Genomic DNA, 20,368 nt, shown 5'->3' with positions numbered 1-20,368 from the left:
CCAGGTCAGAGGACATTTTCTCGACCTGGCCCTTCGTCGTTCCCAGGGGCTGCGATCAGGTCTTCGTGCCCCCTGCGTGCCCCTTGCGCTTTGGATCTTCCTTCGTGCCCTTGGCTGCCTTCCTGCCCTTCTTGACGAGCCCGCTCAGCGCGTCGGCGATCAATCGATCTCGGTCGGCGCTGGCGTGCTGATAAATGAGCGCGGCGCGGGCGGTGCTGTGGCCCATGCGCGTCATCAACTCCCGCGTGCTGGCACCCGTTGAGGCGGCCAGTGTGTTGCCCGTGTGCCGGAGATCGTGGAAGTGCAGCCCCTTGATCCCAGCTTCCCGACACGCCTTGTGCCAGAGCCGGTTGAAGTGATTCCGGCGCGGGGTGGCTCCCTTGGCCCCGATGAAGACACGCCCATCTGCACCGGCCTCCGCGTACCGCTTCAAGTGCTCGTGGAGATCCGCGAGGATCACGCCGGGGATGGAGACCGTCCTCTTGCCCGCAGCACTCTTCGGCGCCTTGATCTCCCGCTGCCCGTTGCTCAGCTCAGCGACGGCCCGCCGTACGCGCACGGTGCGGTGCTCCAGGTCCACGTCCCGCCGGTGGAGCCCGATCAGCTCACCCCAGCGCAACCCGAGGAATCCGGCCATGAGCACGAGGGCTCGGAAGCGCGGCTGGACGGCCTCAGCCAGCGCGTAGACCTCCTTGACCGTGGCCGTCGGCCGCTCCGGGGTGTGCACAGTGCTGGCGCCCTTGACCTGGCAGGGGTTCCGCCGGATCAGCTCGTCGGACACGGCCGTCCCCAGGATGGCTCGGAGCAGCGCGTAGGCCTTGGCCACGGTGGTGGGCCCGGTGCCGGCAGCCAACTTGTCGGCACGCCAACGCCGTACGAGGGGTGGCGAGATCTCCCCCAGGTTGACCCCGCCTAGGACCGGGTCCAGGTGGTGCTTGAGGAGCGAGCCGTAGAGCTGCCGCGTGGTGCTGCTCAGCTCGCGCTCTTTGATCCAGGCAACGGCATACGGCCCGAAGGCGACCTTCCCGGCGTCGGGATCGCGCCAGTCACCCCGCCGCATCTCGGTCTGCGTGTCGGCGAGCCAGTCGTCCGCGTCCTTCTTGGTACGGAAGGTCTCGGGCGCGGGGCGGAGCTGTCCGTCCGGGCCGAGGTAACGAGCCTGGTACCGACCGGAGGGCAGCTTGCGGACCCGGCCGAACGGGCGGCGCTTCCCAGCCATCAGGCAGCCACCCCCAGACGGCTCCGGCGCGGCTCGACGGTGTGGGCGTCGATGTAGGCCCGCACTGCGCTCTCAGGGATACGGACGTGTCGGCCCACCTTCACGTAGGTGATCCGTCGTTCCTCGACGAGCCGCCGGGGGAACCGCACGGTGGTGCCGAGCAGTTCGGCGACCTGGACGACGCTGAGGAAACGCTCATTCATGCTGCTCTCCTTGCAGGGCTTCGCGGGCGGTCTGACGGTTGAGCTGAATGTCACGGGCGATGGTGGCGGCGAGCACCGACTCCCCTGGGCTGTGGCCGTGGCCGGCGTACTGCCAGGAGGCGAGGACGAGCACCGTGTCCGGCTCGATGTTGTCCAGGCCGCGGGCTTCGCGTTCTTGCGTGGCGCGGTAGTCGGCGCGGGTCTGGCGGAGGGCGCCGAGGGTGGTTGAGTACTGGCGGGACTTGGTGGAGAAGTGGCCCCGGAAGCCGAGCATGTGGGACCAGGCGGCGAGGCGGCGGTCCGGGTAGAGCGGGTCGAGGTCGAGGCAGGCCTCGACCAGGCGTGCGGTGTGGTCGGGGACGTCCAGGAGGACCAAGGCCTCGCGGTTGCCGATGCGACGGTCGAGGGTGCCGGTGTTCTCGGCAGCCTTGGTTGCGTACTTGGCGACGTAGGAGGCGACCGCCTGTTCGGTGATGTCGGAGCCGTCCCCGAAGGCCTTGATCGGGCGTACGTCGAGCTGGGTTCCCCACCGGAAGGTGCGGGCGGGTTGGTCAGCAGCGGCCGAGACGGTGATCGAGGTGTACGCGTGGGCGACGGCGGCCCGGATCGAGCGGTCGAGGAGCTCCGTGGTGGCCCAGGACGGCGGAGGGCTGAGCGGGCCTGTGGGTCCGTCGATCCGGATCACGGCGTGGAAGTGGATGGCGCCGCGCTTCTGGAACTCGGCGACCTTCCCGTAGGAGATCCGGGCTTCCTCCTTTAGCTCGCGTTGGGTGAGGCCGGCGGACGCGGCGATCTCACGGCGCAGGCGAGTGGTGAAGCGCTGCCAGAGCTGTCCCGCGTGGTTGTTGAAGAGGACGGCGGCGGCGTAGTCGTAGGTGGTCGGGTCGAGGGCGGTGCCGAGTTCGGGCGCGTCCTCCTGGTGGTGCGTGCCGCAGCGGCACGGGCGGCCGGTGGGGCGGTTGTGAACCGGGCCGAAGGACGGGGCAGTGAGCGTGGCGAAGACACGGGGGTGTTCGCGGACCGTCGCGGGGATGTCGCGGCGGTCGTCGCCCGCCAGGCCTGCCCGGATCAGGTGGTAGGTGTCTCCGGCGTAGGTCCAGGCGCAGGCCGGGCAGCGGGAGGCGCGGCGGTTGCCGCACGCGATGCGGAGGCGGGCGCCGGGCTCGTTCTCCGTGGAGTAGCGGTGCAGGATCTCGCCCGAGGTCTTGTCCTTGGCGACGGTCCAACCGGTGATGTGGATCGGGTCGGAGCAGCCGCCCGTACGGCGGACTTGGTCCTCCCAGCGTGCGTACCCGGGAGCCCCAGCCACCTTCAGCATGTCGCCGAGGGTGGCCCGGTCCAGGCCCGCGAGGGTCGCGGTGTTGGTCACGCGGTCACCGTCCGGTGGGGACGGCAGGTGGAGCGGCGGGTCCCGGTGCCGTGGCAGGTGAAGCAGTGGGCGGTGATCGTGCGGAGGTGGCCGTTGTGGTCTCGGCCGCAGAGGGTGACGGCGACGGAGGCGTGGCCGTCGCAGTTCGGGCAGAGCTCTCCCGGGGCGTTCTGGTTCATGATGGTGGTTCCGTCCGGTTCGTTGGATCGGGCAGGAATGCGGCGCCGGGACGGCGGAGACTTGGCGGTTGAGCCGTACCGGGGCCGGTCAACGGCTCTTGAACTCCTGGCGCAGGGCGCGGACGAGGAAGAGCATGACGACGGCGCTGACGGACAGGGCGACGGCGGTGACCGCGACGGCCAGGAGCAGCGAGACGGCGACGGAGGCCAGCGCGAGGACTCCGGCGACTCCGCCAGCGGCGAGGGCGAGTGCGGTACCGGGCGAGCTCTGGACCACGCCGCCGAAGGCGCTCGGGGACCTCACGGGAACGGGGGCCGGACCGGGCTCCGAGTGCTCGACGGGTGCAGGGGTCGGGCGGATGGTTGCCGGGGTGTAGGTGTCGGGGCTGGGGTACTTGGGCTTGAACATGGCCGATGTCCTTCCAGGGCGGGTTACTTGTTGATTGCGGTGTCGATGGCCGGGGCGAGGAAGCTGTCCGCGAGGAGGAAGCCGCCGATGAGGATCACGGCGACGAGCCAGAGCGGCGGGCGGACGAGCTTGTAGCCGAGGACACCGACGACCAGCAGGGCGAACCAGAGCGGGACGTCCATGGCGTTGGCCTTTCGGGTCAGGCGACGCGGCAGCGGTGGGAGCGGGCGGCGAGCTGGGCGGCGGTCGAGGAGTTGTAGTCCGAGGACCAGCCGCAGCCGTCGGTGGTGCAGACGGCGGTGTCCTTGTTGCGGCCGCGGTTGTCGCGGTAGGTGCCTATCTGGACGGGGCCGATCTTCATGAGCGATCGGAAGTTGATCCGGGCGGGCATAGGATCTCCTCAGGCGAGCTGGGCGGCGATGGCTTCGGCCATCGCGGGCGGGACGCCGAGCCGGGCGCGCAGGGTCTCGGTGTCGATGTCCGAGCCGGTACGGGTGCGGTGGTCGGCGGCGATCTTCTGGGCGTGCGCGACGAGTGCGGGCGGAGCGGTGACCGTCGTGGGCGCCGGGAGGGGGGCGGGCAAGGCGGGGAGCTCGTCGGCCGGTGCGCCGAGTTCTGTCTCCCGCCCGACCACGGGCAGGGGCGTCGGCTCAGGGTCGGGTTCCGGTGCGCTGGGCGTCGTAGGCCGGTGGACCAGGAGCGTGCCGCCGAGGAAGGCGAGTGCCGGCCATCCGGCGACGAGAATGCGGAGCCAGTCCGGGACGTCGCGTAGGTCGAGGAGACCTGCTGTCGCGACGTTCGCGCCGAGCGAGGCCGCGAGGGCTACGGCGAACCAGGACCAGGCCGACCGCGAGGGCTCCCCCGCATCCCGGAGGGACCGGAGGCGGTGCCAGGCGGCGACGAGGAGCAGGTCCACGCTGACCGGGTAGGCCCAGGCCTTCCAGCCGTCCTGTCCGGCGGCTTCGGCGAGGTCGTGGAGGTGGGCGAAGGAGAGGGCTCCGGCGATGACGGCCTGGACGAGGACGGCATCCGGGCGGACCAGGCGGGTCATGGTGTCCACCTCGTTTCAGGCATGGGTGGAGTAGGGACTTGGCGCGATGAGGCCGCGCCGACCGGGTGAGGCGAGTGATCAGAACGCAGGTGCCGAGGCGGCCTTCGGCTGGACCTTGCCGACGAGGACGCGTACCGGCAGCGCGGGCCGGAAGGGCTCCAGCTCCGGGATGTTCGGAGTGCGGTGGGCCTGGGCGTTGCAGGTGTTCACGGCCTGGCGGAGTGTGGTGTGCGGGGCCCGGATGCGGCACCAGCCGCCGGAGGAGTCGCCGGCTACGGCTGTGCCGGGGCGGTCCTTGTCGATCTGTACGGCGGCGAGGACGGCGTCCGGGGAGATGTCTCCGAAGGCCATGTTCGCCGAGGTCTCGTCGTTGACGCGGTGGGCGGTACGGCCGGTGAGCTGGGCACGGAGCATGGTGATGCCCTTGCCGAGTTCGGAGCCGAAGCGCTGGCCGCAGATCTCCAGGTGGATGCCGGCGGCGCGGCCGAGCTGGGCGAGGCGGACCAGGTCGGTGACGATCTGGTCCCGTCGAGCCTCCTCTGCCTTACCCGCGGCGAGGGCGAGCTCCGCAACCTCATCCACCAGCAGCACGACGGGTACGGGGCGAAGGTGCGCGGGCAGATCCCAGATGTCGGCGGTGATCTCCGCATCCGGCAGGTCGATGCTGATCCGCTGCTCGGCCCGGATGACCTGGTAGACGCGGCCCATGTATTGGACGAGCGCGGCGAGCAGCTCCGCTGCATCGTCCGGGTTGTCGGCGAGGGCGGTGAACCGCCGGGCCATCGGGGAGAGTTCCACGCCGTTCTTGCAGTCGATGCCGACGAGGGCGACGTTCTGCGAGGCCAGGCCGGAGACGAGCGTGCGTTGGTAGACGGACTTCCCGGACTTGGTCGCGCCGACGTTCAGGGCGTGCGGGACCTGCCGGTAGTCCCGGTGATGAACCTGCCCGTCCTCCCGTAGGGCCACCGGCACGCGGAGCGGTTCATCGGGCGCGACCACCGCCGGCATGCGTACCCGCTTGAGTACGTCGTACCCCGTCATCCTCAGCTCGACGACGCTGGAGCGGATCTCGCGCGACACGACGTTGTGGAGGGCGAAGGAGTGTCGGAGCCGGTCCGACGAGGCGGAGAAGTCGAACGCGTCTTGTCCGGGCCGGAGTTTCAGCCGTAAGACCAGGCCGGTCGAGGTGGGCCGCAGCCGCAGGATGCGCGGCGAACGAGCCTCAGGAGCAGGCCTGTTAGCAACCCGAGCGAGTGCTAGTCGCCAGCGGGAGGGCGGGACGGTAAGCCCGCAGGCGTCCATCACCGAGCGGTAGCGGATCAGGACGCGGATCGTCGCGAAGGTGACCCCGAGAGTCATCCAGTACCAGGTGGGCCGCTGCCAGCGCAGTACGAGCGCCAGGACGAATGCCACTAGCAGCGTGATCCATAAGGCGTTCATACTCAGCCCGCCTTGGCCGTAAGCGAGGTGACGGCGACGGCGCGGAAGCTGATGCCGTGGCGCTTCTGGCCGTTGAACTCGTTCTCCCACGGGCGGGCGACGAGGCCGGTCAGTGCGACGGGGGTACCCATGACCAGATCGCCCGAGATGCCGGGCGCCGGTACGACGACCGAGAGGACCTCCGCCTCGCCGTACGAGGCGAACAGCACGTCCACGGTCATCATCTGGGACCCGGTCTCGGGGTCGGTTGCGATCTCGCCGGTCCGACGGTCCTTGATCTTCACGGCCGGGGGCTGGGCGACCATCACCATAGCGGCCGAGGTGTCGACGGGAATCTGACGCACAGTGGATCACTCCTCTATAGATGCCGAACTCCGTCACTCATGTATAGGAGTGACATGAAGAAGAGTGCCCGACTCCTATACATGAGTCAACCCGCTACGAAGAGAAACTCGTAGCGGGCTGTGGGGAGTTGAGCGAGCGTCAGTCGCGCGCGGGGATCCGGTACTCAAAGACGAACTGGTCAGCGGCCATGAGGGTGTCGCAGACCTCGACCACACGGCCTTCCTCCGTGACCGCATCGCGGAGCAGATGCACCACGGGTGCGCCGGGAGTCAGCGACAGCTCGGTCGCCTCAGCCTTGGCCGCCGGCCGGGCCTGGAGCGTCTCCACGTACTCGGCGAAGACGTGGCCGTGATCCTCCAGCCGCGCGTAGATGCCGCCGGGCCCCGGATTCTCGGCGAAGAGCTCGGGGATGTCCTTCACGACGTCCCAGGGCAGGTACGAGGTGGCCGTCTCCACGGGCGTCCCGTTCCGGAAGTAGAGCCGACGCCGGGCCAGCACCTGTGTCCCCGCGGTGACCCCGAGCCGCGTCGCGATCTCCTCCGGCGCCTCCATGGGCCCGATGAACAGCACGCTCACCTTGGCTTCAGCCCCGGACTGCGCGGACTCGGCGAGATACGCCGCCCGACCCTCCTGCCGGTGCGTACGCCGGAAGCGATCGGAGGACCGGTGCCGCACGGGTGGACGGGCCTTCACGAGCGAGCCCTTGCCGTGTCGAGTCTCCACGAGCCCGCTCGCCCGAACCTCCACCATGGCCTTGCGAATGGTCCCGCCCGCGACGCCATAGCGCTCCACGAGCTCCGACTCACTCGGCACCATGTCGCCGGCACTCAGCACCCCGGCCCGGATCTGCTGAACGATGTCCTCGGCGATCTGCACGTACCGAGGCACGGCAGCCCTGCCACCTCCTGCTGCGGTTCCCATAGTCCTTCTCTTCCTCCTATGCTCCTGTACATGAGTACGGGTTCCCCTCAGGCCAAGTCAACGCCACTGCACTCCGTGTCCGTAGCCGGGGCAGTGCTGCGCGAGGACGGCCGACTCTTGGCGATCCGTCGAGCGGACAACGGGAATTGGGAACTGCCGGGCGGAGTCCTCGAACTCACCGAATCCCCAGAGGCCGGCGTCCGCCGCGAGGTCCTGGAGGAGACGGGCATCAAGGTCGAGGTGGACGAGCTCACCGGGGTCTACAAGAACACCACCCGAGGCATCGTCGCCCTGGTCTTCCGCTGCAAGCCATCTGGCGGCACCGAGCGCACCTCGGAGGAATCGACCGCGGTCGCATGGCTCACCCCAGAAGAGGTCACTGCTCAGATGTCCGAGGTCTACGCGATCCGCCTCCTGGACGCCCTAGACGCTGCAGGCCCCCACGTCCGCAGCCACGACGGCCGCCAGCTCGTCACCTCATGACCCACGAGGAGGCCGTGCGACTGGTCCAGCAACTCATGGATGGCGACATAGCCACCGAGGACGAGGGCAGCACGATCGTCGAAGCCCTGGAACTGGGCCTACGGTGCCCGCACGTCAGCGACTACATCTTCTACCCCGGCCGCGGACAGCACCCTTCCGCCGAGCAGGTCGTCGAACGAGCCTTGGCCTACCGCCCGATCGCTCTCTGATCCCGAGGCCATGCGGTAAGAGTTTCCCTACTTCATCAAGGGCGCTTCCGCCGCCAAGGCGGCGTCGCGCGCCCGTCGCCCGGGCCTGCGCTCCTGTCTGCGCCCCGCTCCAGCCCGGGACGCCGGCCACGCGCCAATTGGCTAAGGGCTTGATGGGGTGAACCGGGCCTATTCGGTCGGCTGACTGTCAGGACTCATGCCTCCGGCAGGGGCGCTCTGACTCCGGGATGGCGGCGGAGCCGTGCGCGGGTTCCGGTACGTCGTAGTGAGCGTGGGGATGCTCCCATCCCGTCTGCCGTCAACCCCGGCAAGCCGAGCGGGCGCGGGTCCTGGCGTCCAGGTCGTTCGTACAGTGGCGCGCTCCACCTGGACGCCAGGACCCGCGCCCGCTCCACATACGTGTGGGTCGACGGCAGACGGGATGGGAGCCGGGGCAGGCTGTGGCTAAGGTAGCCGCAGCCTGCCCCGGGCAAGACGCTGGCCGAGCAGCTTCCGCCGACCTCTTAAGTCCCTACCTCTTGTGCCGCAGACGCTCCCGCAAGATGACAGGAATGTCTTCTTGCAGAAGCGAGACAACGCGACGATTCCCAGGATCAGAAGAACCAAAAGGGTTGAGCGCGCCCCTTACAGCCGAATGGCCACAATCACGCTTTTCACAACGAGAACGGCAGCTGACCTTCGCTGGGCTCGGTTTCAAATTTAACCGCTTTACGAGCGTTTTCAGGAACCGGGAGAATGCCCATATCGGTCAACTGTGAAACATTGAGGAGCTCACCCGACAGGATCTCATCCAGCAACATTTGCTGCTCCGGCTCAATCTTCACTAGCAGCCCAATAATGTGCAGCAGATCAAGCAACTCCGCCGTGTATCGCGCCGTCCAGCTCCTTGAATGAATACGAAGCAGCTCCGAGGTGCGGCGATCCCCCATGACTGGGTGTTCTCGAGATTTCTTGCGGTAACTGAACCAGCGTGATAGTACGTTCATCCCCGAAGCTTCATAGCTGACAACCTCAGGTGGAACGTTACCGATTTTCCCTGCTCCAACGCTTAGCACTCGCTCACTTGCGCTGTAATTCAAGGCGTCGGGCATTTCTTCACTGCTTGCAGGAATTGGGTAACCTGCAAGCACCTTCGGAGCCTCTTCGGCCGGCAATCTCGGCTTCTTCCCCGACATGCTGGCAGATGGGTCGATAAACCGACGGCCATAGGTGTGGAGCCAGATTACCCTTCCTCCGACATTCTTGGCTCGACTGAAAACGTCACCATTCACTGTCAGCGGAATACGTACGCCCGGGTTCTTCAATTGCTCCCGGAAGCGATCCGTGTAGTCGGGGTGAGCTGCCACGCAGGCAATGTAGGCGTACAAGTCTGCCGCTGAGACACTGAAATCATACAGAGCGCTTAGTTTTGCGAGCAGGCTCGGCACGGTGTTTGAATGCAACGCTTCAGAATCCTGCCACAAGGGATAAGCACGACCCGCAAAGCTGCCCTTGTAGTGATGGTGGTCTGGAATACCATCGGTGAAGCTCACCGCAGGTCCAGCCGTCGGCGACTCAGTGTCTAGGGCAGTGAGATAGACCTGCTTCTCGGAGTGGGCGGCCCAAAGTTCCGGACTCGGCCGATTGATCAGACGCTTATCAGGGATGATCCACTGTTGATCAAGCGTCCTATACCCGATTCTGATCGGTTCCGGGCATGGGCCGGACTCTTCCCCAATGCTCCCTCTCGGCGCACTCTCCTTCGCGCCATCAAGACCTGTGGTGAGTACCGTGTCAACGAGGCGGTCGCTTTTATGCTCGGAGAGAAGCAGCGGCTTCGCGTCGCTACTTGCGCTCACGAGCACACCCCATCGATCACGTAGCGTCTCAGGATCGGGATCAATGACCCACGTACGACCAGTTAGCGTACCCGCACGAGATCTCCGGAGAAGATCGTCAAGGTGAGGAAATTCCACCCATTTCTCATCACTCGGCGGAATAAAAGGATCACGCCAACCTTGACGGCAGAGCTTCCAGCCATCATCAGCCAGTCCGATTGTTGCAAGCTCCGCGAACTTAGATTGGCGCGCTCCGGCCGCCAAAGACCGATAGCGCACTGGGGCGGCCACGGCATCTCCAGTACTACCATCACGGACTGCAATAGTAATACAGACCTGATGCTTGACGTCTTCAAAGATACGAGTGCTCGTAGGAGGCAGGAAGCCTTCAGGAGAACAGTCAACCACCCAGATGGCGTCAGCTTTTTGTCTCAGATATTCGCGCATTCGCTGGAATCCGAGACCATCAACAAAGCCCGCTGGAGTAATGAAGCACACGACACCTTGATCCGCTTCCGCGTGGGCATCAAAAACCTTCCAAGTGGCCCAGCGCCAGAAGTAGACGTAGGGATTGTACAAGTGCTTACTGTGCGCCCCCACACCCCACAGTCGCGGCGGAATGAAGTCATTCAAGGGCGCGGCATCAAGGGCACCGGGACTCCCCTTCTCAATCCACCCACCCTTACCGCGAGACTTATCCTTATAGGGAGGATTTCCCAGAACGACTAGTACAGGAACATCCCGTTTAATCTTGTTAGCCTCGCGTCGGCTTTCAGCGATAGGTTCGTACCACGTTCCGAGTGTCTGCTCCTCTACGTATGGATTGTCAATCGTGTTGGTTACATACATTCTAATATTCTTCGGGTTCTCCACTTGGGCACCGGCCTCACGGAGCTCAGCCAAAACCCGGAGTTGCGCCACAGCAAATGGGCCTAGCTGCAATTCAAACCCTATTAGCCGATCCATCGCGTCAGCTATGGCTGCCGGAACGGCGCCCTCTCCTTGTTCCTCAGTTACCTGAGCGGAGATCCGCCGAATCACTTCCAGCAGGAACGTGCCCGTTCCCATTGCCGGATCGACCACCGTCACCCTGGGATCCGCGAGGCCGCTCTCCATTGCAAGCCGGCCCTGGAGTGCCTCATGCACAATTCGAGTCATTGCGGTTACGACTTCTACTGGCGTGTAATACGAACCTGTACGCTTCCTCAAGTCATTATCATATTCCTCAAGGAAGTGCTCATAGAAATAGAGCCAGGCGTCCGGATTCTCTTTGGCGATCAATTGCCAGTCAACAACCGCGAACACCCTGCTTATGGTGGAAACGGAAGTAGCCAATACGTCTGTCTCTACCACGGCATCAGTGAGAACCCTCAAAGCCGCCCCGATCAGCGAGTGAGTGCTCGCAGCAAGCTTCTTAGCCGCGAAACCAACTCCCTGCTCAAGCCCGATATTCTGCGAGCGAGCCAGAAGGAGGCCGAAAGTGACGGCCTGCGCATAGCTATCCGCGAACTGCGCAGGTGTGGCTTCCGGGAAGAGAAGCTGTCGCCAGTCTCTGAGGAGTCCCACCAATGTGGGATCCCCAGACTCCACCTGCTCCCTTACCTCATCGCGCAGAATGCGACACAGTCGGGCTGACACATCAGCCAGCCCCTGCGGGCTGGTGGGTGCAATTGGCTCCCAAGAGAAGAAGGACTCAAAAAGGGAAAGCAATCCAGCGGGAATGTCGATTTGAGATGCTGGCGCGCCTGGACCAATCCCCTCACTGAACTTCACAAGTTTACCGACCAGGTTACCGTCACGCCACAAGCTGAAAGATGCGCCATCGGTGTAGATCAAGTTCGGAAGCGCCTTGAGCTTCTTCCATTGATCCTTGTCGTGAGCATCCTTGAATTTGCGGGGATCGGACCCCTTACCCGGCGCCTTAATTTCGATAAAGCCCAAGAGGAGGTTTTCATACGTGACGGCGTAGTCCGGCCTCGTCTTTAGGTCTTTTAGAGATGACTCGCCGATGAGAGCAAATCGTGAAGGGGCTAGCCCGCAAATCGCCGCCAGGGAAGTCGCCAAAGACTCAACCGGAGCACGGAGTTGATCTTCAGGTTGCCCCTGGACGGCTACAGAATTGAGCTTCGCATGAAGCGATACTCCATACTGATCAATCGCTGCCTGCAGTTGAGACTCACCCTGTGCCACGTTTTTCCTCCCCGACAACTCCACGATCGCTCAACACAGCGTAGTCTCCAGCTCACTGCCTGGGGAGGCCGACTCGTCCTTACGGGGCGCACCATCCCGCCGCATGGCCTTGCAGGCACCCGAATGCGCGCAAAAAGTCGCCATAGACGCGGATCAATAGGACTAAACAGACGCGCCTCTAGATGGTGTCTAAGGCGCGCTTCTCGTGGACTACTCGTGGACGGGGCTAAGCGATGTGCGATCGGGCCGCCTCAGGACCTGCAGCAACACGTAGGACGCAGGAGGCCTCCGGAGCCGTGTGAGAGGAAGCCCTCGACAGCTGTCGGGGCTTCCTGGGAACCTCGCCGCCAAGGGCCGACTGGTTCTCCGTAGCCGCCCCGCTCATCACCATCGGGCGGCGCAGGATTCTTCACCTCGCCCTCCACTGGCCTTGGACCGGCGAGCTCACTACCTTCCTCGAACGGCTCGCGCTCCTGCCCAATCCTGGCTGACCAGGGACTGTCCATCGCCCCGACGGCAACATCGCCTACCCCGGACAGTGGAACCTGCCCCACCCGACACGACGGCCCGCCCACCATCAGCTCCGGAAGGCAAAGGGTGCACCGACATCGTCGGCGGACCTCATGAAGGATCGAGGCTAGTCACTCCTACGGGAAGGTCACAGGGTCCAGGGGGCGAGAAGATGGCAACCCAGGATCTCGCGAGCTTCCTTCCGGCGAAAGCGGCGGGGGTGGATCAGGGCGACGCCGACGATGACGACGTACACGGTGATCCAGATGTACAGGACCGTGATCAGTGCCCAGGGCAGGGGGCCGGTCGTCGGGAGGAGGTGGATAGAGGTGATCAGCATAGGTTCTCCTGGTTCGTTGCCGGCCGTGTGGTCCGGCGGTTCCCCAAGAACACCAGGTGCTGCGCATCCTCCCTTGGTGAAGGTGGGGGGGCTCTATATGTTCCAAAGCCACGCCCTCTTGAGATGGGAGTCGGTAGGTTCGCGCCATGTCTTCTACGGACGGTCCGGTATCCGCTGATCAGCAGCTCATTGACCATGCGCACCGGCACGGCTATGCGGTGTCGGTGAAGCAGCTCGCGTCCTGGCGGCGGGCGGGTTTGTTGCCCGGGCACACAGCGCGGGCGCTGGGCCGGGGGCGCGGAAGTGCGTCGGTTCCGGTTGCCGAGGCATTCGGCTTGGTCGTGGCGCTCGCCCGGTTGGCCCGGCGTGGTGCTCGACCGTTTCATCTGGCACTGGCCTTGTTCGGCGAGGGACATCCGGTGCCGGAGGATGCCGTGCGGGGAGCCTTCGGGCAAGCCGTCCGGGGTCTGGGGACCGGTCTCGGTGAGGAGGGTCCGAGAGCCCTGGAGGACGAGGAGGAATGGGCGGAGCGTGTCGCCGACGAGGTGGTCGCCTCCGGGCAGCGGGTCAGGCTCGTTCCCGCTCGGGCCCGCCGGATCGATGAGGGGATCACCCGGTGCATGCATAGCCGGGGTGTGGTGTGGCCTCCGCCGGAGCTCGCTGAGCTGGACCGGAATCCAGAGCCTCCGAATCTGTCCGACGGGGAGGTCACGGCTGCGGCAGTGACCACGGTGTTGCGTGGGGGCGCCGCCATCACGCCGCAGGGAATCGGTGATGTGCTCCGGGCCATGCAGCCTGAGGGGTGGTACAACCCATGGGCGTCCATGGCTGAATACACGGTCGAGGACGTCCCGGATCTTGCTCAGGAGGTTTTTCTCCCCGATGGCGGTATGAGCACTCTCCCCGACCGCCCCGTTCTCGACACCCTGCTACGTCTGGTGGAGACAGCGGACCTGCGCGATCTGCGGGACGCCTGGGAAGCGAGCGGAGCGACTCAGGAATGGGCTCTGGACCTGTGCGTACGGGTCGAGGCGGAGATCGAGGCCAACGTGTTGGATGACGCGGCCTACGCATGGGTGATGGGCAGAACCCTCGCGCCGGGAATGCTGCTGATGGCCAACGTGAGTAATCGGTACTGGTCCCCGGTGGACCAAGCGTCGGCTTCCGTAGGCCTGTTGATGGTGCGGCAGGCACTCCGCGATCTCGACGAGAAGGTGCCCGGCTGCCAATGGGAGCTTCTCGAATCCCCCGCCGTGATGCCGCCCCCGCTGCTGTCGTTCTTCCGGGCCAGTCTCCCCCGCTCCGGGTGAGACCTGGCCTTGCGATTTCATGAAGCGGCTGTCCGACAGATGGTCAGGAAAGCAGACCAGTGCCCAGAAGTCGGCTCATACACTTCTCACCGGGCAGGATGTCATCCACCGCTGACATCTGCGGTGAAGCCCCCCAGCAATCGGCTGGGAGGCTTCACTGTCGTTGATGTGGATGCCACTGCTAGTCGGTGGCCGCTGACCGGCAAGGAGCTTCGGTGCGCTCTTCGCGAGTGGAGGGTGTTGGTATGGCTAGGCGGTGGCCGCGGCTCGTTGCTACTCGGACCAAGTCCGTCAAGGATCCGGCCAGGTCCGTTGCCAGGAGGCGGAGTTCATCCGGATCCACTTCTTGGTCGGCGAGGACGTCAACGGCGTGGTTTAGGAGTTCGACCCCCAAGCCGATCTGTATCGCCTCAGCGCTGTCGGCGAGGCGGGAGAGGTAGCTGGCATTGCCATCCGAGCTCAGGAAACAGGGCTTGCCGTCTGGGCCCGACCATGGCAGGAGTCGTAGTTCGTTGGGGGATGTCACGCTTCCGCCCTCCTGGCTTCTGTCGCGTGGAGGGTCGTGAAGACGGCATCGGCGCGATCGCCGGGAAGCACCAAGAGAGCCGCTTCAACCACACGGCCCGTGGCATCAGTCGCCACGCGTGTTATGGAGAGAAGGGCCAAGGTCGAGCTGATACGCAGGGTCGTTGCTTCGTCTGGAGTCGGGAGGCGGGTGCTGACCGTTTCCTGAACCACGGACAGTGGGGGGCGCTGGTCTGACACTCGTGCGGCTAGCAGTCCTTCTGGGACGTTGGCCGGCGCCAGGTCTCGGGGGACGTAGATGCGGGCCAGGCTGTGCGGTGTCTTCCCCTCGTGGCTGACGCAGAGGAACTCCGTTAGGGGGCTGCGGGGCGAGACCTTGAGGAGGGCGGTCAGATGGCCGTGCGCTCCGAGGTTGGTGGCGCGGATGGTCGTGTGGAGGGCCCCATCGGCCGGGGTCGGTGTGTGCCCGCCGCCGAAGTACGTGGTCCTGCGGAGTGGGTGGCGGACGAAGTTGCCGCTGCCGTGGATCTTCTCCACTAGGCCTTCGGCCTGGAGGAGCGCGAGGGCGTTCCGGAGCGTGGGTGTGCTGACTGCGTAGTGGGCGGCCAGGCGGGCTTCGGAAGGGAGGCGTTCGCCGGCCTTCAGGTGGCCCTTCGAGATCTGGTTCCGGAGGTCGTCCGCGATGGCGTAGCGGCGGGACGGGGCGGGTGGGGTCACCAGTTCCTCCGCATCCGGAGGGCGATGAAGCGGGTTCGGGCGTGCATGGTCAGGAGTTCGCCCGACTCGAAGCAGAGTCGCTTCGCGCTGGCGGGGAGTTGGATCAGGTCGATCACGCGGCATGGTTGGCCGCCGATCTGGATTACGTCGCCGCGTTGGACGGTGGTCGAGGTGATCTCGACGTTTGTGGCGATGGCGCCGCTTGGTGTCCATCCGTTCACTGGGCCACCTGCCGCGGTTCGGGCCGGTCACTGGGGGTGTGGCAGGGGCAGTCGCAGGCCTCGTAGATCACGGGGACGCCTACCGGCGCCGTGGTGGGGGACGACTGCGCGCACTCGTGGTGGGTGCCGATCGTGCACGAGCTCGACCGGTAGGGGGTGGGGTCCGCGGCGGGCGGTAATGCCGGCCGGAGGGGGCGCCCCCTGGTGTGGGCGGTTGTGGGGACCATACGGTTCGACATGCTGATCAGCTCCTACTGCTGACGGCCAGGTCCCCGGACGTCGCCCGTCGCGGGGACCGCTTTGCGTACGGCGGCCCAGAGGGTGCGGCCGGTCAAGCTGCTGGCTAGGAGCCCGAATCTGTCGGCCTCCGCCACCACTTCCAGGACCTCCCGCCATGTGGGGGCGGGCAGCGCTTCCGGTACCTCCGCTTCGATCGACGTGTATCGGGCGTGCTCCTCCACTCGCGTGGTCAGACCCAGGGCGGACAGTTGGGCGGCGATGCTCTCGGCTCTTGATTCCGAAGCTGGCACCGAGGGCCTCCGTCGCCGAGTGAACACGTTGAGTGAAGCTAGTTAACTAGATTAGAGCTAGTGGACTAGATTTTCTACATGCCTGAGCAGCCGCCTTATCTCCGTATCGCCGACGTACTGCGGCAGCGGATCGCGGAGCATGACTGGAACGTTGGTGACCGGCTCCCCTCGCGAGCACAGATTGCCGAGGAGTGCGGGGTTGGCGAGAACGTCGTCCGTCGCGCGCAGGAGCTCTTGATCTCCCAGGGTGTGCTGGAGGGGCGAGCGGGCTCGGGTACCTACGTCGCGGAGCCACGGCAGCGCGTGCGGGTTGTCCGCTCGTCGGCTCGTGAGCAGCCCGGCGGTTCTCCCTTCCGTGCGGACATGCAGGCCTTGGGCAGGCAGGGGAACTGGGAGAGTCGGACCGAGGCGAAGGTTCCCGCGCCGGTCGAGATCGCCTCGCGTCTCGGGATCCCGGTTGGGGAGCTGTGCGTGCGCACGGTGTACGAGTTCCTTGCCGATGGCAGGCCGGTGCAGTTGTCGACGAGTTGGGAGCCGTACGAGCTCACCGCCGGCACGCTCGTTGTCCTGCCGGAGGGTGGGCCGCACGCCGGCGTTGGTGTTGTGAACCGGATGGCCGTCATTGGGATCACGGTCAGCCACGCCGTAGAGCAGCCGGAGCCGCGGCAGGCGACCGCCGAGGAAGCATCGTTCCTCGGGATTCAGAAGGCCGCTCTGGTCACGCACATCCGGCGGACGTACTACAGCGACCAGGGGCAGCCCGTGGAGACCGCGGACATCGTCATCCCTGCTGCGTCGTGCGAGATCGTCTACGAGATCCCTGTCGGTCGCTAGCCCGCCCCAGCACCACCCCGAGTACCTGGCGAGCGCAAGAGAGGGCAACCCACTGTGGACGCGGAGCGGAAGGCCCGGATAGCCGCCCTGGCCGTGGTGGCGCAGTCTGTCTGGGACGAGAGCCACGACGGTGGGGCTCTACAGGAGTTCCTGAAGGAGATCGGCTGTGACGGCGTGGACGCGGTCATGGTGACCAGGCAGGTGGTCGGGTGCAGCCTCGGCGAGGCTCAGCAGATGCTCATCACCGCGCCCTGCCGGGCCGCCGAGCTCGCCTTCCATAACGCGTTCATGGAAGGCCTTGAGCGGTCTCAGAGCGACGTCTAGCCCCGCCGGTCGACGTCCCACTGGGGGTAGGCGCCCGTCGGGCCGCCAGACGCCCATTCAGGCCGCCAGCCACGCTGCTGGCTTCCGTGAGGGACAGCGTCTCGCCGACCCGGCGGAGAGTGGCAAACCTTAGATCTCCGGGCTACTCGCGCCTTAGGGTCCCGTTGGGAGGTCGAATGGCAGGCAAGAGCGACTGGCGGAACCACCCGCGTTGGCACCTGGTGTTCTTGGCCCCTCTGCTGATCTACGTGATCACAGAGGAAGATCCGATCATGCGCGCCTTGCTGGCCACCGCAATCCTGGTGGGGGCGGTTCGCTACGGGCGCGAGTCGGTGAAGTGGCAGGCAAAGAGCGGCCAGGCACAGTCACCACCACGGCCACAGCGGTCCGAGGGTTCTCTGTAGCGAAGCGGCCCCTTCGGGCTTCGGAGCCGTGTCTCCTGCGTGTCTGATGACGGAGTGATGCGCGGGGAGTCGCGGGGAACGACGGTGTGGGGGCTGGGAAGTTGCTGGTCAGCGTCTTGGCTGGTCGAGCCAGGGGCCGGTACGCGATCTTCCAAACTAGCTACGCGGGTTCGATTCCCGTCACCCGCTCCAGACGGCTCAGGGCCAGGTCAGAGGATGTTTTCTCTGCCTGGCCCTGTTGCGTTTCCCGGGCTGCGGGGCCGGCGTGCGCCGATCGGTGGGATCGGGTCGGCGCGGCCCCGCCGGTGTTCGCTCCGGCTTCGGTGTCTCAGAGTTTGATGCCGGCGATCGTGTCCGCGAGGGAGTTCAGGAAGCGGTTGACGTCCGGGGCGATGGAGCTGGACGCGAGGAAGAAGCCGAAGAGGACCGCGACGACCGCGGGGCCGGCCTTGAGGTGGTTCCCGCGAACGAGTACCACGAGGATGATCGCCAACAGAACCACTACTGACAGCGAAATGGCCACTTCTGATCACACCTTCGGTCGTCCCCTGGTCGGCCCGGGGGTCGGCCGCGCCCACCCCCACATGGACCATCCTCCCACCAACGGGCCCCGGCTATCCGCCCCGTGACGAATCGGCAGTGGCGCGTTCGTGTCAGGGCGCGGCGAGACCGAGCAGCGAACGGACATACGCGTACTTCGCGGACAGCCGGTCGCGCGTGGGCGCGTCGAGGACCGCGAGGCGGGCCGGATCCGCGTTGTGCGCGAGGTCCGCTTCCTTGACCAGGCGGGCGCCCGGCGTGGCGAGGATGCGGGCCGCGTACTCCTCGACCGGCTCGCCGGGGCGTTTGGTGAGCGCCAGGACCATGGCCTTGACGGGCGGCGGAAGGGCGGCGGACTCCAGCCAGGCGGGGCTGAGGGCGTCGTCCTCGATCGCGTCGTGCAGCCAGGCGGCCGCCTGTTGTTCGGCGGTGCCGCCGCGGACGCGGACGCCCTCGGCCACGGCCGCGAGGTGCTCCGCGTACGGCCGGCCCGCCTTGTCGGTCTGGCCCTCGTGCGCGGCGCGGGCCAGGGCCTCGACCTCGATGAGGGTGAGGGGGTGGTGGTCGGTCATCCGAGCTCCCTTGCCGCCGTGTGGAGGGCCTGCGCGATCCGGCGCACATCCGCCTGCGTGGTACGCCAGTTGGAGAACGCGGCGCGCAGGGCGGGGGTTCCCGCGTACGTCGTGGGGGTGACGAAGGCTTCGGACGCGGCCGCCTCGCGCAGGGCCGTGAGGCGGGCGGGGGTGGGCTCCGCGGCGAGGGTGAAGCAGACGACGTTCAGGCGGACCGGTGCGAGGACGATGAAGTACGGGTCCTCGGCGAGCGCCGCGCCCAGCGCGCGGGCGCAGGCGATGTCGCGTTCGACGATCTCCCGGTGGCCCTCGCGGCCGTAGGCGCGGAGCGTGAACCAGGCGGCCAGGGCGCGCAGCCGGTGGGAGTTCTCCGGGGTGAGGTGGACGAGGTCGGGCTGGTCCCCGAGGGGACCGAGGTAGGCGGCGGCGTTCTGGAAGACGCGGGCCTGCAGGTCGCGGCGGCGGGTGAACTGGACGGCGCTGTCGTAGGGGACGTTGAGCCACTTGTGCAGGTCGACGCAGACGGAGTCGGAGGCGTCGAGGCCCGCGGTGAGGTGGGCGTGTTCCGGGGAGAGCGCGGCGAACGCGCCGAAAGCGGCGTCCGTGTGCAGCCAGAAGTCGTGGCGTTCGCGCAGGGCCGCGACGGCCCGCAGGTCGTCGAAGTCGACCGTGTTGACGGTGCCCGCGTTGGCGACGACGACGGCGGGGCGGCCGGGCGCGTCGGCGAGGGCGCGTTCCAGGGCGGCGGGGTCGACGGCCTCGCGGCCCGGAAGGGTCGGTACGGGGACCAGGGCGCTGCGCCCGAGGCCGAGGACGGAGAGGGCCTTGGCGATGGAGGAGTGCGGGGCGCCGGAGAGGACCCGGACGGGGCCGAGCGCGGCCGCGCCGTCCTCGGACGGGGAGACGCCGAGGCGCTCGCCGAGCCATTCGCGTGCGATGGCGAGGCCCGTGGTGTTGGACATGGTGGCGCCGCTGACGAAGGTGCCGGTGTGGGCGTCGGAGAGGTGGAAGAGGTCACGGAGCCAGTCGACGGTCTCGCGCTCGAGGTCCTGGCCGCCGCCGTCCAGGGCGGAGTTGGAGTTCTGGTCGTGCGCCGCGGTGAGCCAGTCGCCCGCCAGGGCGGCGGGGGTGGCGCCGCCGGTGACGAAGCCGAGGTAGCGGGGGCCGGCGGAGGCGGACAGGCGCGGGGCCCAGCGGTCGGCGAAGGCGGCCAGCGCCGCTTCGGTGCCGGTGCCGTGCGCGGGGAGCGGCTCCGGAACCGAGGCGCCTTCCGGGCGGGGAGGTACGACGGGACGTGCGTCCAGGGCCGCGAGGGTCGCGGCGGCGGCGTCGCGGGTGGCGTCGAGGAGTGCGGGGAGGCGTGCGAGGTCGGCGGCGAGGGTGCGGTCCATGGGGGCACGCTAGGCGACGCCGGGCGGCGGTGGACCGGCCAATCGGGGGCGATTGGCCCGCGGACGCCCGGGGCGGTCACCATGGGCCGGCCGTAGGGTCGGGGGATGATCGCGAAGCGGTGGGTGCGGGGTGTGGTCGGTGCCGGCGCGCTGGCGGGGGTGTTGGCGGCGTGCGGGACTCCGCCCGCGCCGCCGGCCGCGCCGGGGCCCACGGGGCCGGCAGCGGGAAGGCCTTCGGGGAGCTCACGCCCGGGGGCGACGGCGGGATCCGCGGCGGGGCCTGGGTCCACGGCCGGCTCCGGGTCCTCGGCCGGG

At 66.9% G+C, this 20,368-nt stretch carries 25 protein-coding genes and 1 pseudogene; 7 read left to right on the top strand and 19 right to left on the bottom strand.

The window, feature by feature from the left end; translation table 11 throughout:
* Positions 1–55 precede the first annotated feature (55 nt).
* The 11 genes from ACFWBY_RS06950 to ACFWBY_RS06900 all read right to left on the bottom strand — a co-directional run bounded on the left by ACFWBY_RS06950 (position 56) and on the right by ACFWBY_RS06900 (position 7,136).
* Entirely contained in the window at positions 56–1,219 is a 1,164-nt protein-coding gene (locus tag ACFWBY_RS06950) for a tyrosine-type recombinase/integrase (RefSeq protein WP_385337425.1), read from the bottom strand.
* The gene (locus ACFWBY_RS06945) at positions 1,219–1,422 is read right to left on the bottom strand and encodes an excisionase family DNA-binding protein (protein ID WP_385337428.1); all 204 of its coding nucleotides are present in this window, start codon (positions 1,420–1,422) and stop codon (positions 1,219–1,221) included. Before ACFWBY_RS06945 ends, ACFWBY_RS06950 begins: the two co-directional genes overlap by 1 nt.
* Positions 1,415–2,740, bottom strand: a complete 1,326-nt coding sequence (gene repSA / locus ACFWBY_RS06940) for a replication initiator protein RepSA (protein ID WP_385337457.1) — start codon at positions 2,738–2,740, stop codon at positions 1,415–1,417. The genes ACFWBY_RS06945 and repSA overlap by 8 nt, the downstream gene beginning before the upstream one ends.
* Before the next feature lie 47 nt (positions 2,741–2,787).
* Entirely contained in the window at positions 2,788–2,970 is a 183-nt protein-coding gene (locus ACFWBY_RS06935; protein ID WP_385337431.1) for a hypothetical protein, read from the bottom strand.
* An 88-nt stretch (positions 2,971–3,058) separates the two neighbouring features.
* Entirely contained in the window at positions 3,059–3,379 is a 321-nt protein-coding gene (locus ACFWBY_RS06930) for a SpdD protein (protein WP_385337434.1), read from the bottom strand.
* Positions 3,380–3,402: 23 nt separating this feature from the next.
* Complete coding sequence (locus tag ACFWBY_RS06925; RefSeq protein WP_106983073.1) at positions 3,403–3,561, bottom strand: hypothetical protein; 159 nt, start codon at positions 3,559–3,561, stop codon at positions 3,403–3,405.
* Between the two features lie 17 nt (positions 3,562–3,578).
* Positions 3,579–3,770, bottom strand: coding sequence for a mobile element transfer protein (locus tag ACFWBY_RS06920; RefSeq protein ID WP_266908902.1), 192 nt, complete (start codon positions 3,768–3,770; stop codon positions 3,579–3,581).
* 9 nt (positions 3,771–3,779) lie between these two features.
* Positions 3,780–4,430 (bottom strand): DUF2637 domain-containing protein, encoded by a 651-nt coding sequence (locus ACFWBY_RS06915; RefSeq protein WP_385337439.1) that lies wholly within the window; start codon positions 4,428–4,430, stop codon positions 3,780–3,782.
* Between the two features lie 78 nt (positions 4,431–4,508).
* Positions 4,509–5,870, bottom strand: coding sequence for an FtsK/SpoIIIE domain-containing protein (locus ACFWBY_RS06910; RefSeq protein WP_385337442.1), 1,362 nt, complete (start codon positions 5,868–5,870; stop codon positions 4,509–4,511).
* Positions 5,871–5,872: 2 nt separating this feature from the next.
* Positions 5,873–6,214, bottom strand: coding sequence for a hypothetical protein (locus ACFWBY_RS06905; protein WP_385337445.1), 342 nt, complete (start codon positions 6,212–6,214; stop codon positions 5,873–5,875).
* Between the two features lie 139 nt (positions 6,215–6,353).
* Positions 6,354–7,136 (bottom strand): GntR family transcriptional regulator, encoded by a 783-nt coding sequence (locus tag ACFWBY_RS06900; protein ID WP_052871648.1) that lies wholly within the window; start codon positions 7,134–7,136, stop codon positions 6,354–6,356.
* A gap of 18 nt (positions 7,137–7,154) precedes the next feature.
* Here ACFWBY_RS06900 and ACFWBY_RS06895 point away from each other — a divergent pair, with 18 nt between their 5' ends.
* Entirely contained in the window at positions 7,155–7,619 is a 465-nt protein-coding gene (locus tag ACFWBY_RS06895; protein ID WP_385337448.1) for an NUDIX hydrolase, read from the top strand.
* Positions 7,616–7,828 carry a bacteriocin immunity protein gene (locus ACFWBY_RS06890; protein WP_385337451.1) on the top strand — a complete coding sequence of 71 codons (213 nt, stop codon included), beginning with the start codon at positions 7,616–7,618 and terminating at the stop codon, positions 7,826–7,828. Before ACFWBY_RS06895 ends, ACFWBY_RS06890 begins: the two co-directional genes overlap by 4 nt.
* 653 nt (positions 7,829–8,481) lie before the next feature.
* Here ACFWBY_RS06890 and ACFWBY_RS06885 read toward each other — a convergent pair.
* Positions 8,482–11,835 (bottom strand): type ISP restriction/modification enzyme, encoded by a 3,354-nt coding sequence (locus ACFWBY_RS06885; protein WP_385340847.1) that lies wholly within the window; start codon positions 11,833–11,835, stop codon positions 8,482–8,484.
* 333 nt (positions 11,836–12,168) lie between these two features.
* Between ACFWBY_RS06885 and ACFWBY_RS06880 the strand changes: the two are divergent.
* Positions 12,169–12,326: pseudogene (locus tag ACFWBY_RS06880) on the top strand (IS1380 family transposase); the annotation flags it as partial.
* Positions 12,327–12,493: 167 nt separating this feature from the next.
* Here the strand turns inward: ACFWBY_RS06880 and ACFWBY_RS06875 are convergent.
* A complete protein-coding gene (locus ACFWBY_RS06875) occupies positions 12,494–12,685 on the bottom strand; it encodes a hypothetical protein (RefSeq protein ID WP_385340845.1) in 192 nt (63 codons plus the stop codon).
* A 146-nt stretch (positions 12,686–12,831) separates the two neighbouring features.
* Between ACFWBY_RS06875 and ACFWBY_RS06870 the strand changes: the two genes are divergently transcribed.
* Entirely contained in the window at positions 12,832–13,995 is a 1,164-nt protein-coding gene (locus ACFWBY_RS06870) for a hypothetical protein (protein ID WP_385340843.1), read from the top strand.
* A 522-nt stretch (positions 13,996–14,517) separates the two neighbouring features.
* On the opposite strand, the gene ACFWBY_RS06865 is transcribed toward ACFWBY_RS06870, so the two are convergent.
* The 3 genes from ACFWBY_RS06865 to ACFWBY_RS06855 all read right to left on the bottom strand — a co-directional run bounded on the left by ACFWBY_RS06865 (position 14,518) and on the right by ACFWBY_RS06855 (position 15,988).
* Positions 14,518–15,237 (bottom strand): GntR family transcriptional regulator, encoded by a 720-nt coding sequence (locus ACFWBY_RS06865; protein ID WP_385340841.1) that lies wholly within the window; start codon positions 15,235–15,237, stop codon positions 14,518–14,520.
* A complete protein-coding gene (locus tag ACFWBY_RS06860) occupies positions 15,234–15,458 on the bottom strand; it encodes a hypothetical protein (RefSeq protein WP_385340839.1) in 225 nt (74 codons plus the stop codon). The genes ACFWBY_RS06865 and ACFWBY_RS06860 overlap by 4 nt, the downstream gene beginning before the upstream one ends.
* Positions 15,459–15,709: 251 nt before the next feature.
* Positions 15,710–15,988, bottom strand: coding sequence for a hypothetical protein (locus tag ACFWBY_RS06855; protein WP_385340838.1), 279 nt, complete (start codon positions 15,986–15,988; stop codon positions 15,710–15,712).
* Between the two features lie 78 nt (positions 15,989–16,066).
* On the opposite strand from ACFWBY_RS06855, the gene ACFWBY_RS06850 reads away from it, so the two are divergent.
* The 3 genes from ACFWBY_RS06850 (at position 16,067) to ACFWBY_RS06840 (ending at position 17,550) form a co-directional block, all read left to right on the top strand.
* On the top strand, positions 16,067–16,822 hold the full coding sequence (locus tag ACFWBY_RS06850; protein ID WP_385340836.1) for a GntR family transcriptional regulator: 756 nt from the start codon (positions 16,067–16,069) through the stop codon (positions 16,820–16,822).
* A gap of 54 nt (positions 16,823–16,876) precedes the next feature.
* Complete coding sequence (locus ACFWBY_RS06845) at positions 16,877–17,146, top strand: hypothetical protein (protein WP_385340834.1); 270 nt, start codon at positions 16,877–16,879, stop codon at positions 17,144–17,146.
* A gap of 176 nt (positions 17,147–17,322) precedes the next feature.
* The gene (locus ACFWBY_RS06840) at positions 17,323–17,550 is read left to right on the top strand and encodes a hypothetical protein (RefSeq protein WP_385340832.1); all 228 of its coding nucleotides are present in this window, start codon (positions 17,323–17,325) and stop codon (positions 17,548–17,550) included.
* A gap of 328 nt (positions 17,551–17,878) precedes the next feature.
* Here the strand turns inward: ACFWBY_RS06840 and ACFWBY_RS06835 are convergent, their stop codons facing one another.
* The 3 genes from ACFWBY_RS06835 to ACFWBY_RS06825 all read right to left on the bottom strand — a co-directional run bounded on the left by ACFWBY_RS06835 (position 17,879) and on the right by ACFWBY_RS06825 (position 20,053).
* Positions 17,879–18,073 (bottom strand): hypothetical protein, encoded by a 195-nt coding sequence (locus ACFWBY_RS06835; RefSeq protein WP_112446551.1) that lies wholly within the window; start codon positions 18,071–18,073, stop codon positions 17,879–17,881.
* Positions 18,074–18,203: 130 nt separating this feature from the next.
* A complete protein-coding gene (locus tag ACFWBY_RS06830; RefSeq protein ID WP_385340830.1) occupies positions 18,204–18,662 on the bottom strand; it encodes an HD domain-containing protein in 459 nt (152 codons plus the stop codon).
* On the bottom strand, positions 18,659–20,053 hold the full coding sequence (locus ACFWBY_RS06825) for a pyridoxal phosphate-dependent decarboxylase family protein (RefSeq protein ID WP_385340828.1): 1,395 nt from the start codon (positions 20,051–20,053) through the stop codon (positions 18,659–18,661). The genes ACFWBY_RS06830 and ACFWBY_RS06825 overlap by 4 nt, the downstream gene beginning before the upstream one ends.
* Between the last annotated feature and the right edge of the window lie 315 nt (positions 20,054–20,368).

Origin of the sequence: Streptomyces sp. NPDC060049 (genome assembly GCF_042736715.1) — a bacterium.
Classification (GTDB): domain Bacteria; phylum Actinomycetota; class Actinomycetes; order Streptomycetales; family Streptomycetaceae; genus Streptomyces.
Note: the sequence above shows the minus strand (reverse complement) of the source record. Positions and strands in the feature narration are given on the sequence as shown.